Origin of the sequence: Mycobacteroides immunogenum (genome assembly GCF_001605725.1) — a bacterium.
Classification (GTDB): Bacteria; Actinomycetota; Actinomycetes; order Mycobacteriales; family Mycobacteriaceae; genus Mycobacterium; species Mycobacterium immunogenum.
This window is the reverse complement of record NZ_CP011530.1, coordinates 1,094,463-1,110,188: the sequence shown is the minus strand read 5'-3', so window position 1 is coordinate 1,110,188 and position 15,726 is coordinate 1,094,463. Positions and strand designations below refer to the sequence as shown.

Here is a 15,726-nt window from a genome sequence, read left to right as displayed (position 1 = left end):
GGCGGATCCGGAAACAGCCCTGGCACGCCAGCCGACTAGCGTGAACCGGCCTTTTCTCCCTCTTCGAAAATCGCCGAGGCGGGTCCGACGATCAGCGGATCGGGGCTACCCACGGCGTCCGCGTCCTTGTTGTCGTAATCGAATTGCGCTAGCACGTGCCGCATCGCCTCCAGCCGGGCGCGCTTCTTGTCATTGCTCTTCACCACAGTCCAGGGCGCACTGTCGGTATCGGTGTAGAAGAACATGGCTTCCTTGGCCTCGGTATAGGCGTCCCACTTGTCCAGAGACGCAAGGTCAGTCGGCGAGAGTTTCCAGTGGCGGACGGGATCGGTGCGTCGCGCCTCGAAGCGAGCCAGCTGTTCCTTACGGCTCACCGAGAACCACAACTTGATCAGGTGCGTCCCCGAATTCACCAGCATGCGTTCATATTCCGGTGCCTCACGCAGGAATTCGGCGACCTGCGAGGGAGTGCAGTAACCCATCACCCGCTCGACACCGGCCCGGTTGTACCAGGAACGGTCCATCAGCACGATCTCACCGCCACTGGGCAGGTGTGCGGTGTAGCGCTGGAAGTACCACTGTGTCTGCTCCACCGACGTGGGCTTCTCGAGCGCCACCACGCGTGCGCCACGGGGATTGAGATGCTCGGTGAACCTCTTGATCGATCCGCCCTTACCGGCGGCGTCGCGTCCCTCGAAGATGATGCAGATCTTCTCGCCGCGCTCCTTGACCCACAGCTGCAGCTTCAGCAGTTCGATCTGCAGCTTGCGCTTGGTCTTCTCATACTCTTTGCGGCCGAGCTTCTCGTCGTATGGATAGCCCTGTTTCCAGGCGTCCTTGGCCTCTTTACTGCGACTGATACCGCCACGCAGGCTCGCCAGCTCGTCGAGTTCGGCGGCGTAGTCCACCGTGACTGAAGTGTTGGGTTTCTCTTGGTCGGCCATGGGTTCAGCATCGCACGTGGGCACAAAGTCCCATGTGGGAAACCCTTGGCCGATTACGCGAGGCGTCCGGCCAGCCGGGGCGGAATCAGGCGCATGATCAAGGTCACCGGGGCCCACGGCCAGCGCGGCACCGCGGCGCGGCCGGGCTCTTTCTCGATGGCGTCAACCATGGCGGTCACACCGGTCTTGGTGTCCACCATCATCGGCGTGGTGGGCGATTTGGCGCTCAGGTCGGTCTGGATGTAGCCGGGCTCGATGGTGCTGACCTTGATTGGGCCACTGGCATATTCGGCACGGAGCGACTCACCGAGCGAGGAAAGCCCGGCCTTGCTGGCCGCATAGGCGGCCTTGGTGCCGGGCAGCCCCTTGGCAGCCGTCACCGAGGAGATGAGGACCAGGTGCCCGTGGCCCTGCTCCTTGAACAGTGCCAGCGCCGCCTCGATCTGCACCAGAGCGCCGATGAGGTTGGTTTCGATGGTCTGGATGTTGGCCCACGACTTACCGCCGCCCAGATGCCAGCCCTTGGCGATCCCGGCGTTCACGACCACCCGATCCAGGCCACCGAGCTCGTCACGCAGCTCACCGAAGATCACCGGCACCGACTCGTGATCGGTCACATCCAGGGACCGCACAGCGACCTTGATGCCGGGGTTGGCGGCCAACAGCTCTGCCTTGAGCTCTTCCAGTGCCTCGGTGCGCCGGGCGCACAGCGCCAGGTCTCGCCCCTTGGCGGCGAACTGACGGGCCATCTCGGCGCCCAGGCCGGAGCTCGCCCCGGTGATGAGGATCTTCTGTCGCGTCACGTTCGCCACTTTATTTGAGGAGTCGCGAGAGCCGACGGTCGGCCAGCACCTTGCCGCCGGTCTGGCATGTCGGGCAGTACTGAAACGATTTGTCGGCGAATGACACCTCCCGCACCAGATCGCCGCACACCGGGCAGGGCATTCCGGTCCGCGCATGCACCCGCAATCCGGATCGCTTCTCCCCCTTGAGAGTTGCGGCCTGTTGTCCCACACTGCGCTGCACCGCATCGGTGAGTACCGACTGCATCGCCTCATAGAGCGCGGCCAATTGGCCCCCAGAAAGCGTCTTTGCGCCCGCGAATGGAGACAGCTTGGCCACATGCAGGATCTCGTCGCTGTAGGCATTGCCGATCCCGGCGATCATCCGCTGGTCTGTGATCACGTTCTTGAGGCGTGCGGTGGTTCCGGCCAATATGTCGGCCAGCCCCTCGGCGGTGAGGGACAGCGCGTCGGGCCCCAGAGACGCGATCTGCGGGACGTCCATCGGGTCCGTAACCACCCACACGGCCAACCGTTTCTGGGTGCCGGCCTCGGTGAGATCGAATCCTGCTGCGTCGCCCGGTGTTCCGAGATGTACCCGCAGTGCGATGGGCCCCTTGCCCGGCTTGAGCGGTACCGCCGTCAGTTTGTCCGACCAGCGCAGCCATCCCGCGCGGGACAAATGGGCGATGAGATACAGCTCCCCGGCGTGCAGACCCAGATACTTGCCCCACCGTGTCGCGCCCGTCACCGTCTGGCCATGCAGCGCGGTAATGGGCGGATCGAAGGTCTTGAGCACGGACAACGCCGAGACGTCGATGCGGCCGATGGTGGTCCCCACGGCGTGGCGGCGCAGATGATCCGCCAGTGCCTCGACTTCCGGTAGTTCGGGCATGGGCCCAGTGTGCCCCTACTCCCCGACACTCCGCAGCAGGTAGGTATCCATGATCCAGCCGTGGTCGGCCCGGGCTTCGGCGCGCACCCGCGCGATCCTGTCGCCCACCTCACCGACCGTGCCCGCCACCAACAGTTCGTGTTCGGTGCCCAGATACGCTCCCCACCAGATCTGAGTCGACGGGTCAAGCTGTTGGAACGCGCACGCCCCGTCAAGCATCACCACGACAGTTCCAGTCCGGGGCCACTCATCCAGTAGCCGGCGCCCCGTGGTGATCAGCACTGGTTCGCCGATGCCATTCAACACAATTCGGTGCCGGGCAGTCAGCACGGAGATCGCGGTGATGCCGGGCAGCACGTCGTACTCGAATGCGTTCGGGTCATCCGCCAGGATGGTGTCCAAGATCCGCAGCGTGCTGTCGTAGAGCGACGGGTCGCCCCATGCGAGAAAGGCCCCCGTAGCTCCGTCAGCCAGATTGGCGGCTATCGCCTTGCCCCATAGGGCAGCCCGCTCGGCATGCCACTGTGTCACCGCACCGCGGTACTCGCCCGTGCCGCGTACCGGATCGGGCAATTCGACGAATCGGTAGTCGGGATCGGTGATGTAACGCTCGCAGATGTGCCGGCGCAGCTCGACCAGATCGTCTTTGGTGTCGCCCTTGTCGGCGACGAAGAACGCGTCGACCTCGTTGAGCGCCGCGATTGCTTGCACGGTCAGGTATTCGGGATGGCCGGCGCCGATCCCGATGACGCGAATTCGTCGCATCGCGACTTACGAAGCAGCCGAATCGGGGGTCATCACCGTCGAGATCTCCTCGGTGATCGCCGAGACGGTGAGCAGGTTGCCGATGAACTCGCCCAGCTGCTCATCGGTCTGAGTCTCCACAACACCGGGCGTCACCAAGAGGGAGGCTGCGATCCGGAAGCTCCATTCGGCGGCGGCCTTGACGTTGATGGAGGCCAGCTGCGCCTCGGTGAGTAGTTGCCGGAAGTAGGGCGCGAGCAGGATCGTCGTCTGGTCGATGAACGGACGTGCCTTCACCGTCAGGTATGGCAGCACCTGCTCGGGGTTCTCCTTGAGACCCTTCTGCAGCAACGGATGATGGCGACCGTGCTGCACGATGCGCACAATGGCGTCGATGAATCCGGCACGCGGATTCTCGGCGGTCGCGAAAACCGGCGCCAACATTTCGCCAAAGCGCAGAAATTCCCGGTGAAACAGTGCCTCAATGATTGCCGCCTGATCACCCACGTGTTTATAGACAGTGGGCCGCGACAGGCCCGCCTTCTTGGCGATCAGTGCGTGCAGACGCGCCTCGTAACCGTGCTCCAGCAAGCATTCTTCAGCGGCATCGAGGATGCGACGGCGAATCTCGCCGTGGTCGCGGGTGCGTCCGCGGTGGCTCGACCGGCTCACTTTCATCGGTGCTCACTTTCACTCGCCACGGAAATTACGTGGCACTTCGCGTCCCACTTGACGCCTTCAACCTGCAACGTTTACGTTTGACATCTTAACGGAAAGGACTGTCAACGGTGACGGCTACCCTTAACAACGGCCCCGCTCGCACCCCGAATCGGGAGGAATACTCCGACCGACTCCTCAAGGGCACGGTGCGCCGCTCATACCAGCCGATCGTGGATCTGGACTGGGATGCGCCGTTAGACCCTGATAAGTACTACCTGCCACCCAAGGTCGTGTCGCTGTACGGCACCGAGGTGTGGAACAACATGTCGCGCGCCGAGCAGATCGAACTCTCCCGGCACGAGATGGTGAATCTGCTCTCCACCGGCATCTGGTTCGAGAACATGCTCAACCAGGGTTTGCTGCGGGTGATGATGCACGCCAACCCCATCAGCAGCGAGACGCTGTACTCCCTGGCCGAGATCGGTGACGAGACCCGTCACATGACGATGTTCGCCAAAGCCATCGAAAAGACCGGCCTGCCGCCGTACCGGATGCCGTGGCATCAGCGAGTGCTGGCCAACCTGTTGCCGCTGGCGCTCAAAGGCCCGGTGTTATGGGTCGCCGCCCTCATCGGCGAGGAGATCTTCGACGCCCTGCAGCGCGAGATCATGGACGACCCCGAGCTGCAGCCACTTGTGCAGCGGCTCATGCGGATTCACGTGACCGAGGAAGCCCGGCACATCCAGTTCGCTCGTGACGGCATTCGCCAGCGCCTGGACCGCACTCCGCGGCGGGTCAAGATCCTGCTACGACTCACCAACGGCCTGGGCGGTCCCATCTTCCGGTACCTACTGACCAACAAGAAGATGTACGAGGCCGTCGGGCTTCCCGGTCGTGAAACCATGCGACTGGCACGCCGCAACCCAGCCTTCCAGGACGCCTCGCAAACCGGCTTTGCGCCGCTGCACAAGTTTTTGGAGGAGACCGGGCTGATGGGCTGGCTATCGCGGCGCATGTGGCGCAGAACGGGATTCGTCGCGTGAACGATCCCGGCAGGAACGACGTGGAAGACGATGATGTCTTCGACGGCGCCGCCGTCATCACCGCGGGCGAATTCACCGTCGAATCCCGGATTCGCCTGATCGGCTTCTTCAACCCGCTGGACGGCAAGTTCCACTGGCAGGGAACCATTTACGCCAAGCCAGAGGGTGGGGAGCTCAAGGGCGGAACTCAGGTCACCATTGCCGTGGGCGATACCAGCGCACAGGGGCGCATCACCGAGCAGACCCCATGGGGTCACTTTTCGGTGGCCGGTGTCGGTGCACCGCCATACCCGCTACCCGAGATCGAGCTCGACGTCGCGAACTGACTTGTCGGGGCGCAGACCACGCCAGCTGGAGTGCTTCAGGATTCCGCCGGGCGTGCGATCGCCGTAGCGGACCTCGGCGACCAGTACCGGCTCGACGAACTGCACGTCCTTGGCCTCGACCGCGGACAGCTCTGCGCTGAAGGGCGATTCGGCGCGGTGCAGCGGCTCCAATCGTTCCTTGAGCGCGGCGAGTTCCTTCTCCGTGAAACCGGTGCCCACCCGCCCGGCGTAGCGCAGTCCGTCCTGGAACGGTATCCCCATGAGCAGTGCCCCTATTCCGCTACTGCGCCCACCCTGCCCCTTGCGCCAGCCACCGATGACGACCTCTTGGCTGCTCCAGTTCTTCGCCTTGATCCAGGACCGCGTGCGGCCAGGTCCATAGGTGGAGTCGAGCCTCTTGGCGACCACCCCTTCCCAACCGTGGTCATGCGAGTACGCGAGAGCCGCGACGCCGTCGCCGGACAGTAGATCCGGAACTGTCATCGATTCGGTACCAGACCCCAGCACCTCAAGCAGCCGGCGACGGTCGCGATACTTGGTGCGCAGCAAGGACTTTCCGTCCAAATACAGCAGATCGAACGCCCAGAACTCTGTGTCTGTGCCCGCGGTCCGATTTTGTAGCAGCGCAAAGCTGGGTAGGCCCTTGTGATCAAGCACCACCACTTCCCCGTCGAGCACCACGCGATGGTCGGCCAATTCGTGGGCAAGTCGCCGCAGTGCCGGGAATTCGGCGGTCACGTCGCGCCCACTGCGCGCCAGCGCTCTCAGCTGTCCGCGGTCGCACTCCAGAATGAGCCGGTAGCCGTCCCACTTGCCTTCAAACGCCCATTCATCGGCATCAAGGCCCGCCACCGATCCAGCGGTCGGTAGCATCGGCGCGGCGCCGACGGGCATCGAGGCAGCAGATCGCTGATCCTTCATCCGGTGCGCCAGCCACTGCTTGCCGTTCGTTCGAATCAGCGCGTACCGTCCCGTGATTCGCCGACCGTGCAGCGTGACGATGACCTCACCTTTGGCTTCGTCATCGTCGTGCGGATCGATGAACTTCTCGGTGTCGTAGGTACCCGAGTCCCAGATGGTCACCTCACCGGCCCCATACTCGCCCTTCGGGATGACGCCTTCGAAACCCCCGTACTCCAGCGGGTGGTCCTCGGTGTGCACCGCGAGATGGTTGACCGCCGGCTCCAGGGGCAGATTCTTGGGCACCGCCCACGAGACCAGCACACCATCACGCTCCAGCCGAAAGTCATAGTGCAGCGCGGTGGCGTGATGCTCCTGAATGACAAATGAATTATCCTGTCCGGCTTCCGGTTTCACTGCCGGGACGGGTTCTGGCGTGCGCGCGGGGTCACGCATGCTGCGGTAGACAGACAGCCTGTCCCCGGAGACCTCCGCGTCGTCGAGGCCCGCCAGCAGATCGCCGTCACGCTCGGCCCGCGTCAGCACTTCGTCGTAACGCAACTGGCGCAACGCGGGGTCATCCAGCTCTTCCCACGTGCGCGGCGCGGCGACGGTCGGCGTCTCACGGCCGCGCAGCGAGTACGGAGCCACCGTCGTCTTGGAACCGCTGTTCTGGCTCCAGTCCACAAAAATCTTGCCCGCGCGCAGCTGTCGGGTCATGGTGGCAGTCACCAAGTCGGGCATGGTCTGCTCCAGCTGAACGGCGACCTTCTTCGCCACGGCCACCGCACCGGATGAGCTGACCGGTTGCGCCAGCGGCACATACAGGTGCAGACCCTTACTCCCGCTGGTCAAGGGAAACGTCGTCAGGCCAATATCGGCGAGCACATCGCGTACGGCCCTGGCGACCAGCGCCAGCTGCGGCATGGTCACACCCTCCCCCGGATCCAGGTCGAAGACCAATCGGGTTGCCGGACCCGGATTTTCACCTACGAACCGCCACTGTGGCACGTGCACCTCAAGGGCCGCCTGCTGCGCGATCCACGCCAGGGCCACCGAGGTATCGATCAGCGGGTAGGTGACATAGCGGGACTTGTGCTCGATGCGCCGTCGCGGAAGCCACTCGGGCGCCGAAGCGGCCAAGTCCTTCTCGAAGAAGGATGGCTGATCAACGCCGTTGGGCCATCGCTTGCGGGTCACCGGACGACCCGCGATGTGCGGCAGCATGAAAGGTGCGATCGCGGTGTAGTAGCCGAAGACATCCGCCTTGGTGGTGGCCGCGGCGGCACCCCTGGCCGGATACAGCACTTTCTCCGCATTGGACAGTCGGACGAACGCGGTCGCCCCCGGGCCGGATGTCGCCGACTCCGCGGCTCCGGTGGGCCATACTGGGGATATGCGTTCCATCTGGAAGGGCTCCCTCGCCTTCGGGCTGGTGAACGTCCCTGTCAAGGTATACAGCGCGACCGAGGACCACGACCTCAAGTTCCATCAGGTCCACAACAAAGACAACGGCAGGATCCGCTACAAACGCACCTGCGAAGAATGCGGCGAGGTCGTCGAGTTCCGGGATATCAACAAGGCCTACGAGGCCGAGGACGGCCGCACCGTCGTCATCACCGACGAGGACCTGGCGAGCCTGCCCGCCGAGTCCAGCCGGGAGATCGAGGTATTGGAGTTCATCCCCGCCGCCGAACTCGATCCGCTGATGTACGACAAGAGTTATTACCTGGAGCCGGACAGCAAGTCCTCGAAATCGTATGTGCTGCTGGCACAGACTCTCGCACAGACCGACCGGGTGGCGATCGTGCATTTCGCGCTGCGCAACAAGACACGGCTGGCGGCGCTGCGGGTCAAAGACTTTGGCGCGCGTCAGGTGATGATCATCCATACCCTGCTGTGGCCCGACGAAATTCGTGAGCCCGACTTCCCGGTATTGGACCAGGAAGTGAAGATCAAGCCCGCTGAGCTTTCGATGGCGGGGCAGGTCGTGGAATCGATGGCCGACGATTTCGATCCGAGCCGATACAACGACACCTACCAGTCGCAGCTGCTGGAGATGGTGGAGGCAAAGCTGGAGGGCGGCGAAGCCTTCACCAAGGAAGAGGCTCCGACCGAGCTGGACACCACCGATGTGTCGGATCTGCTGGCCAAGCTCGAAGCCAGTGTCAAGAAGCGCCAGGCGCAGAAGGCCAGCACCAACTAAGCAGGGGGCTCCGCCGTACCGCAGCGCGCTCGCCCAGCCACAAAGTTTCGGGTACTCTAACTTTTCTATTCGGAGTACTTGAAAACGGAGGTGTACGTGCTGGAGCGGCAGAAGCAGGCACGGCCATTGCGCGGGCTCCACCTACTGGGACCCGCCTTCGTCGCAGCCATCGCCTATGTCGACCCCGGAAACGTCGCCTCGAACGTGAGCGCCGGCGCCAAGTACGGCTTCTTGCTGGTGTGGGTGATCGTCACCGCCAATGTGATGGCCGGCCTGGTGCAATACCTCTCAGCGAAGCTGGGCCTGGTCTCCGGCCAGTCACTGCCCGAAGCCATCGGCCAGCGCATGTCCCGCCCCACCCGGCTGATGTTTTGGCTCCAAGCCGAACTAGTCGCCATAGCAACAGATTTAGCAGAGGTGGTGGGCGGCGCGATCGCGCTGAACCTGCTGTTCAACCTGCCTCTGCTCCTTGGCGGCGTCATCACCGGAATCGTCTCCATGGCGCTACTGACCGTGCAGGACCGTCGCGGCCAGCGCTCCTTTGAATACGTGATCTCCGGCCTGTTGGCCATCATTGCGATCGGCTTCCTGGCCAGCGTCGTGGTGGAACCCCCGCCATTGGCCGAGGCCGCGGCCGGGCTCATCCCCCGCTTCCAGGGCACCGAGAGCCTGCTACTGGCGACGGCGATGCTGGGTGCGACGGTGATGCCGCATGCGGTGTACCTACATTCCGGCCTGGCCCTGGACCGGCACGGGCAACCCGAGGATGGCGAACCGCGACGCAGGCTGCTTCGCATCACCCGCTGGGATGTGAGCCTCGCAATGGTGTTCGCGGGCGCCGTGAACATGGCAATGCTGCTGGTGGCGGCTACAAATCTGCGGGGACGCGACGGCGTCGACACCATCGAAGGTGCGCACGCGGCAGTGCGCGACAGCCTCGGCCCCACCGTGGCACTGCTGTTCGCGATCGGACTGTTGGCCTCCGGTCTCGCATCCTCATCGGTGGGCGCCTACGCCGGGGCAATGATCATGCAAGGACTGCTGCGCCGGTCCGTTCCGATCGTCGCGCGACGGCTGATCACCCTGCTGCCCGCACTGGCGATCCTGGCGGCCGGGATCGACCCCACCCGCGCGCTGGTGCTGTCACAGGTGGTGCTGTCCTTCGGCATCCCGTTCGCCCTCATCCCCCTGATCCGATTGACCAGTGATCGCCGGCTGATGGGCACCGATGTCAACCATCGGGTTACCACGTTGCTGGGCTGGATCATCGCCGCGCTAATTTCGGTGCTCAACGTTGTCCTGATTTTACTTACCCTTGCGAACTAGTTTCACCTGGGAGTAGGCTGTGAATCATGAAACGAATCCTGCCCTCAGCCAGTCGATTTGGGCTGGCAATTGGAGTCGTTGCTAGTGGTTTGTTCCTGGGCGGTATCGCCTCCGCAACCCCGGCAAAGGCCGATCCTGACATTTGCGGCTCCGTCGACACCTACCCCCGAGTTACCGTGTGCGCCGACTCCGGCTGGGACCGTGGTTGGGACCGCGGCTGGCACGGAAACAACGGCTGGCGCGGCAAGGGCCACTGGAAGCACTGGGACTAGCACCCAGCGTTGCCGACCGCCCCGCGGAGCGCACGGGACTCACCCCCGGACGAGCCCCGCGGGAGCGTCGTCGACCACTAGCCACTTACCGGCAATAATCTAGCGCCCCAGCGCGTTTCGCGGTATTGCGGGTTTAGATAGGCCCACTGCTGGAATGGCCGTCGCTCGAGCGCGGCCCAAATCTGCGGGCATAGTCCTCGTGGATACGCGCATCCTTCTGACGCTTGAGCACATCCACCAAACCCGGATCCAGATCGTGCTGCACCAGCCGATGCCGCCGCCACACCTTGTTGAGGGCGTGCGCCATGATCAGCACCCACACATAGATGGGCACCGTCATCTCCATGTGGACATAGAGCGACGCGGGTAGCAGCCAAAACGGCGCGAGTATGAACAGCGGCGGAATCGCGCACCGCAAGATGTGCCGACGCACAGCCCCCTTACCCGCCAAATCATTGGCCACCCATTCCCGCATCGAGTCGGGCAGACGCTTTCCGTAGCAGTAGGCGACGTACTGGAGAAGATTCGGACGATCGGCGGCCATAACTAGATTGTAGACTAATAATTAGTGCACTAACTAATAGCAAGGACAGTGAGAATGACCGCAGTCACGCCGGAGGTAGACCCACTGGCCCTGGAACGGCAGGTGTGCTTCGCGCTGGCCGTGACCAACCGCGCGGTATTGGCGGTGTACCGGCCATTGCTGGCACCCCTCGGGATAACGCATCCCCAGTACCTGGTGATGCTGGCCCTTTGGGATCACGCCAAGAGCGGCAGCGCAGATTCCCGAGAAGCCTTGTCCGTCAAGCAGATCGCCGCACTACTGCAAACCGATTCGGCAACCATCTCGCCCATGCTCAAACGGCTGGAATCACTTGGGCTCATCACCCGCCCCCGCAGCACCACGGACGAGCGCACCACCCACGTCACCCTGACCACGCAAGGTGCCGCGCTACGTCAAAAGGCGCTCGAAGTCCCCGCCGCCGTGGTGGAACGCCTGGGCGTCAGCCTCGCCGAGCTCGAGAATCTCCACGGGGTGCTCACCAGGGTCAACACCGCCGCGCTGGCCGCCGGGGCCCTCGACACGGAGTAGCCGGCAAGTCGTCTGTGACGCCCGACACATTCCCCTGTACACCGATCGGTCTACGTGCTGCACTATGAAGTAGACCGATTGATATACCAAGGAGGTCATCATGTGGACGGACTCAGGAGTACTCATCGCGATCGTTCTCATCACCGTGGCCATGCTCTGGACAGCCAGTGGCGAGAACTCGATGAACTACTACCAACGCGATGCCCAGAAAGGCTTGTGGCAGCGCTAGTTTGCGCGGACGCCTGACGTCTGTTTTTCTGACGTCATGACGAAGAATGAAGCCGCCGAACTGATCACTTCGCGCCGTGTCGAGAAGAATCTGACATGGCAACAAATCGCGGAAGCTATTGATTCACCGTTGATTTGGACCATCGCCGCGCTGCTGGGTCAGCACCCGGTGCCCGAGGCCAAGGCCAAGAAGGTCGCCGAGCTGCTCGATCTGGGGCCGCAGGTCACCAGCGCACTGTGCGCGCAGCCTTACCGCGGCACGCTGGACGGCGGCGCTCCCGCGGATCCGACCATCTACCGCCTCTATGAGGCGCTCAGCGTCTATGGGCCCGCGATCAAGGAAGCCATCCACGAAGAGTTTGGCGACGGCATCATGAGTGCCATCAACTTCAAGGTCGACGTGACCCGCCGCCCGGACCCCGACGGTGATCGTGTGGTGCTGACCTTCGACGGGAAGTTCCTCGACTATCGCTGGTGATCCGTTACAGCAGGCCGCGGATGTTGCGCCCCGTGATGGCACCCCATTTGGTGTCGAGCGCGTTCATCAGCAGTTGCCAGTACGGCGCCCATAGCGTGCGCTGCGCCATCGCCGGGGGCATCGTCTTGTAGGTGGCCGCCTGCTGCGTCCACCGCCACGCCAATCCCCTGGCGACATCGTCGATGCACCAATAGATGAGCTCGTTCGGGTTGGTCGTCGTCTTCCAGACGAACCCCTTCTTCGGATCCCGCGTGTGGTACCAGAACTGGGCCCCGTCCAGCACGTACTGCGGCGCGGTATTTGAGTGCCGTTCGCCCTTGGCCAGCTCGGTGGGCACCGGCACCTCAGAGATCGCCACCTCGCCTGCGAGTCGACTCAGCACCGCGATGCGCACATCAACCTGCTCGCGGACCCACTCCGAGCTGCCCGGGCTCCCGGGTTCGGGCGCCGCGGCCGCAGGGCTGACCGGCGGTGTGGGCTCCGCCGGCGGCTGCTGATCCGCGGGCGCCGGGGCCGTCTGCTCGGCCGGTGCGCCACCGACGACATCGACGATTGCCCCGCCCGCCCAGTCGACCTTGGCCGGATTGAGCACCCCGTCCTCTTCCAGCGACAGGTCGACGACATAGGCGACGTCAACAAGGACATCGCGGGCGCCCGGCGCGAGGGAAACTCCCGGGCGCCGGGGACCCAACAACGCGACATGCACCATGAAGAACTCACCGTCATCGTCCCGGTCGCAGTACTCCTGTTCGTACCGGGCGGCGTCGGCGGCGTCGAACCGGTGCTTGACCGGGGGTTCCAGCAGCACGCTGCAGAATTGCACCGGGTGGCTGACATCACCGTCCAGCATGCCGAGTTCTGTTGCGGTAATAGGTAGTTCGGCAGCCAGGCTGGGCGCGGCATCGTCCGCGGCAGCACGGATCGTGAACGTACGTGCGTCGGGCGGCCAGTCGTCTGGCTCCGGCGCGGCCCCCTCGTGACCGGTGGAATCAACCGTCATGTTCTTAACCGTATGGCAATCGTGTACTTCGGGCGACGATGGTGCACCCAGACCTGTTAGTTTTACCGACAGACCGTCCCCGCTGGGGGGAGCAATCCGGACGTCAAGGAGACCACATCGTGAAGATCAATGTGCCTATCACCGCCGCCGTGGCAGCCGCCGCGGCGGCTGCGGGACTGGCCCTCATGCCGACCGCCGGCGCCGACACCACACTAGGCCAGCAGGGCCGTCTGACCAATGGTGACGTCGTGCAGGCGTGGACCATCAGCGACCTCAAGGTCAGCGCCGACCAGCTGCCTTACCAGCCCAAGGGCACGCTGTGGGAGGCCACCGCCACCGACGAAGCCATCCAGGGCAGCGTCATCCCGATCGTCGCCAACTTCAACGCCAAGGCCAACGACGGTGAGACCTACCGGGTGCTGTACGGCGTCGCGACCGCGCAGGGCGTCAACCCCGGCACCTTGTCGCAGGGCGAGAAGACCACCGGCAAGATCTACTTCGACGTGACCGGCGCCAACCCGGAGACCGTCACCTACACCTCCGGTGACGAAGACCTGCTCACCTGGAAGGCCGCTCCGGCCGCCGCCCCCGCACAGCGTTCGGGTGGCTCAAGCCAGTCGCACGGCTCTAACACCGCGCCCGCCACCAGCACCGCGCCCACCACTGCCACCCCGGTACCGGCAGCCGCTGCCGGCAGCCAGGGCACCCCGCTGCCCGCCGGTAGCCAGGGCACGCCGGTGGACGAGCAGCAGCCGGGAGTCACCCCCACGCCGACCGTGGCACCGGTGACCGCCACCCCGACACCGGCCACACCGGCACCGGGCGCCGAAGGCACGCCGCTGAACAACACCACCGTGCCCGCCTCGCCCGCACCGGCGACCCCGGCTCCTGCGACTGCCACCCCGGCCGTTCCCGCCCCCGAGGGCGCTGCCCCGCAGACCGGTACGCCTCCGGTGGCTGCGGTGCCCGGTGTGCCCGCCGTGCCCGCGTCCGACAGCACCCCGCACGGTCAGCGCGCAGTAGGAAGCCAGGGAACTCCGGTTCCCACCGAGGGCTAAACAACCGTTTCGGCATTGACCGCCGGCCGCCTTGTGCGGCCGGCGGTTTTTGTTATGAGTGCGAAGACCACCAGGCGTACAACTGGTCCAGAGTCGGACCTGTCGCACCGGAACGGGTCTCGCTGAGCAGAAGGCGTTCCTCATCGGTCCACGCCACCACCGGGTGCCCCTGGTTCGAGCCGCAGAACACTGTGCCACTGACCTGATCAGGCGTGGCGTTGCGACGCCACGGTCCGGGTGACTGGATTCTGCCGGGGCACACCACCACCGCATTACGTTTCGTCAGGCGACTCAGTCCGGCCGCGAGCGCGGACTTGTCCTTGACCAGCGAATAGCTGGCCTCGATAGGGCCCTCCGGATCATCGCTGCGGCCGCATTTGACTTGCGCGACTGCCTCATTGGCGGGCTCGACGGCCTTACATGCTGACGCCGCGTAGCCCGCCGGGAGCATCGAAAGCAGGCGAGTCTCCGCATCGGGATTCCTGCTGGACACCGTCGTGGTCGGCGAGGCAGCCGTGGATTCCGCAGGGGTATCGTCTCCACCCCCACTGCTGGCAAAGATGGCGACAACGCCACCGACCAACACCACCGCCGCAAGTACGGCGCCACCGATGATCAACGGCCGCTTGCTTCTATCCGGCTTGTCTTCCCATGACGCGAAGTCCACCGGGGTCGACTTCGGTGGCGAAGAAACCGGGGCAGCGGGCGCGGATGCGGGCCCGGACCCGGGTCCACCGAACAGGTCGTGGCTGGGCCATTGCATATACGGCGCACTGTGCTGCGCGGCTTGCGGTGTTCCCTGGCCGGCCAGGTACGCGTCGGGAGCTGCCTGCTGCTCGAGGAACGGAGGCTGGCCGAAGTCCTGCTCCGCGGGAGCGAACGGACCGGGGTCGGACAACATGCCGGGAAGTGCGTTGAGGACTGGCAGCGGTGCGGTGTCCGCGGCGTCAGACGAGCCCTCAGACGCCGGCGAGCCCGCTCCGATATCCGGATCCATCCACTACCCCCAAATGTCTAGTCGTTACATCCCCGACCATCGTCAATGCACAAAGATTACTTGGCCCGGTCGCCCACCGGCTCAAAGCACGCATAGTGGACCGGCGCGCCGCTAACGGACCGCCGGGCTCGGCGTCGGGACCAACGCCCGCGCGATGGGCAAGATGTATCGGCGCGCGTACTGCTCGGCATCTTCCCTGGTGAGAAGCTCCCGGCGCGGGCTCGGCGCAAGAATCAGCGAATGAGTCAGCCGCACAAATACTTCGGCAACGCCGTAGGGGTCCTCCACAAGATCGCCGGCGCTACGACTCACATGGCCGGCCAGATACGTCGTTGCCATGTCAAGGGCCGGCCCGGCCCCCTTCGTCAACACCGGCAGCACCGATTCGGGATCGGTCTCCACGGCTCGCCGCATCAGCGGATGCGTGTGCACATACCAATAGATCCCCGTGAAGCCCGCCACCAGTTTGGCCTCCGGACCGTCCAACGCAGCGATCTCGCGATCGATGGCGGAAAACATCGTCTGCGCCTCACGCATGAGCACCGCGAGCACCAGCTCGGTCTTGTTGGACCAGCGCCGGTAGACCGTCATATGGGAGACACCCGCGCGCCGCGCGATCTCATCGACCGTCGCACGGCGAATGCCGAAGCTGAGCATGGTCTGCAGCGCGGCGTCGAGAATGCGCCGGCCGGTCGGATCCGGATCTGCAGACACAGCTCAGTCTCTCACGCAGCGATACTTCCCAACCCGATGTTGCGATGTTAGATTCACACT

At 64.4% G+C, this 15,726-nt stretch carries 19 protein-coding genes; 9 read left to right on the top strand and 10 right to left on the bottom strand.

Annotated elements, in window-relative coordinates; all coding sequences use genetic code 11:
- Positions 1–35: 35 nt before the first annotated feature.
- The 5 genes from ppk2 to ABG82_RS05510 are packed head-to-tail and all read right to left on the bottom strand — an operon-like array spanning position 36 to position 4,043.
- A complete protein-coding gene (gene ppk2 / locus ABG82_RS05530) occupies positions 36–944 on the bottom strand; it encodes a polyphosphate kinase 2 (RefSeq protein ID WP_043078786.1) in 909 nt (302 codons plus the stop codon).
- A 53-nt stretch (positions 945–997) separates the two neighbouring features.
- Positions 998–1,747 carry an SDR family oxidoreductase gene (locus ABG82_RS05525; RefSeq protein WP_043078829.1) on the bottom strand — a complete coding sequence of 250 codons (750 nt, stop codon included), beginning with the start codon at positions 1,745–1,747 and terminating at the stop codon, positions 998–1,000.
- Between the two features lie 10 nt (positions 1,748–1,757).
- Positions 1,758–2,621 carry an Fpg/Nei family DNA glycosylase gene (locus tag ABG82_RS05520; RefSeq protein WP_043078787.1) on the bottom strand — a complete coding sequence of 288 codons (864 nt, stop codon included), beginning with the start codon at positions 2,619–2,621 and terminating at the stop codon, positions 1,758–1,760.
- A 15-nt stretch (positions 2,622–2,636) separates the two neighbouring features.
- The gene (cobF, locus tag ABG82_RS05515) at positions 2,637–3,386 is read right to left on the bottom strand and encodes a precorrin-6A synthase (deacetylating) (protein WP_043078788.1); all 750 of its coding nucleotides are present in this window, start codon (positions 3,384–3,386) and stop codon (positions 2,637–2,639) included.
- 6 nt (positions 3,387–3,392) lie between these two features.
- Complete coding sequence (locus ABG82_RS05510) at positions 3,393–4,043, bottom strand: TetR/AcrR family transcriptional regulator (protein WP_043078789.1); 651 nt, start codon at positions 4,041–4,043, stop codon at positions 3,393–3,395.
- Between the two features lie 110 nt (positions 4,044–4,153).
- Between ABG82_RS05510 and ABG82_RS05505 the strand changes: the two genes are divergently transcribed.
- Together ABG82_RS05505 and ABG82_RS05500 are read left to right on the top strand one after the other, a co-directional pair.
- Entirely contained in the window at positions 4,154–5,068 is a 915-nt protein-coding gene (locus ABG82_RS05505) for an AurF N-oxygenase family protein (RefSeq protein WP_043078790.1), read from the top strand.
- 20 nt (positions 5,069–5,088) lie between these two features.
- Positions 5,089–5,394, top strand: a complete 306-nt coding sequence (locus tag ABG82_RS05500) for a DUF4873 domain-containing protein (protein WP_109475911.1) — start codon at positions 5,089–5,091, stop codon at positions 5,392–5,394.
- On the opposite strand, the gene ABG82_RS05495 is transcribed toward ABG82_RS05500, so the two are convergent.
- Positions 5,362–7,701 carry an ATP-dependent DNA ligase gene (locus ABG82_RS05495; protein ID WP_043078792.1) on the bottom strand — a complete coding sequence of 780 codons (2,340 nt, stop codon included), beginning with the start codon at positions 7,699–7,701 and terminating at the stop codon, positions 5,362–5,364. The genes ABG82_RS05500 and ABG82_RS05495 overlap by 33 nt on opposite strands.
- Here ABG82_RS05495 and ku point away from each other — a divergent pair.
- The 3 genes from ku to ABG82_RS27515 all read left to right on the top strand — a co-directional run bounded on the left by ku (position 7,691) and on the right by ABG82_RS27515 (position 10,098).
- Positions 7,691–8,500: a non-homologous end joining protein Ku gene (gene ku / locus ABG82_RS05490; protein ID WP_043078830.1), complete on the top strand. Its 810-nt coding sequence runs from the start codon at positions 7,691–7,693 to the stop codon at positions 8,498–8,500. The genes ABG82_RS05495 and ku overlap by 11 nt on opposite strands.
- Positions 8,501–8,596: 96 nt before the next feature.
- Complete coding sequence (locus ABG82_RS05485) at positions 8,597–9,826, top strand: Nramp family divalent metal transporter (RefSeq protein ID WP_043078831.1); 1,230 nt, start codon at positions 8,597–8,599, stop codon at positions 9,824–9,826.
- A gap of 89 nt (positions 9,827–9,915) precedes the next feature.
- Positions 9,916–10,098, top strand: coding sequence for a hypothetical protein (locus ABG82_RS27515; protein ID WP_078343517.1), 183 nt, complete (start codon positions 9,916–9,918; stop codon positions 10,096–10,098).
- A 133-nt stretch (positions 10,099–10,231) separates the two neighbouring features.
- On the opposite strand, the gene ABG82_RS05480 is transcribed toward ABG82_RS27515, so the two are convergent.
- The gene (locus ABG82_RS05480; protein ID WP_043078793.1) at positions 10,232–10,642 is read right to left on the bottom strand and encodes a DUF5313 domain-containing protein; all 411 of its coding nucleotides are present in this window, start codon (positions 10,640–10,642) and stop codon (positions 10,232–10,234) included.
- A 54-nt stretch (positions 10,643–10,696) separates the two neighbouring features.
- Here ABG82_RS05480 and ABG82_RS05475 point away from each other — a divergent pair, with 54 nt between their 5' ends.
- The 3 genes from ABG82_RS05475 (at position 10,697) to cynS (ending at position 11,897) form a co-directional block, all read left to right on the top strand.
- On the top strand, positions 10,697–11,191 hold the full coding sequence (locus ABG82_RS05475) for a MarR family winged helix-turn-helix transcriptional regulator (protein ID WP_043078794.1): 495 nt from the start codon (positions 10,697–10,699) through the stop codon (positions 11,189–11,191).
- Positions 11,192–11,291: 100 nt separating this feature from the next.
- Entirely contained in the window at positions 11,292–11,420 is a 129-nt protein-coding gene (locus tag ABG82_RS29130; RefSeq protein ID WP_052511057.1) for a hypothetical protein, read from the top strand.
- A 36-nt stretch (positions 11,421–11,456) separates the two neighbouring features.
- Positions 11,457–11,897 (top strand): cyanase, encoded by a 441-nt coding sequence (gene cynS / locus ABG82_RS05465; RefSeq protein WP_043078795.1) that lies wholly within the window; start codon positions 11,457–11,459, stop codon positions 11,895–11,897.
- Between the two features lie 4 nt (positions 11,898–11,901).
- Here the strand turns inward: cynS and ABG82_RS05460 are convergent, their stop codons facing one another.
- On the bottom strand, positions 11,902–12,897 hold the full coding sequence (locus ABG82_RS05460) for an immunity 63 family protein (protein WP_043078796.1): 996 nt from the start codon (positions 12,895–12,897) through the stop codon (positions 11,902–11,904).
- A 119-nt stretch (positions 12,898–13,016) separates the two neighbouring features.
- Between ABG82_RS05460 and ABG82_RS05455 the strand changes: the two genes are divergently transcribed.
- Positions 13,017–13,955, top strand: coding sequence for an MPT63 family protein (locus ABG82_RS05455; RefSeq protein ID WP_043078797.1), 939 nt, complete (start codon positions 13,017–13,019; stop codon positions 13,953–13,955).
- A gap of 52 nt (positions 13,956–14,007) precedes the next feature.
- Here ABG82_RS05455 and ABG82_RS05450 read toward each other — a convergent pair whose 3' ends face one another.
- Together ABG82_RS05450 and ABG82_RS05445 are read right to left on the bottom strand one after the other, a co-directional pair.
- Complete coding sequence (locus ABG82_RS05450) at positions 14,008–14,952, bottom strand: hypothetical protein (RefSeq protein WP_043078798.1); 945 nt, start codon at positions 14,950–14,952, stop codon at positions 14,008–14,010.
- Positions 14,953–15,063: 111 nt separating this feature from the next.
- Positions 15,064–15,666 carry a TetR/AcrR family transcriptional regulator gene (locus ABG82_RS05445; RefSeq protein ID WP_043078799.1) on the bottom strand — a complete coding sequence of 201 codons (603 nt, stop codon included), beginning with the start codon at positions 15,664–15,666 and terminating at the stop codon, positions 15,064–15,066.
- Positions 15,667–15,726 lie beyond the last annotated feature (60 nt).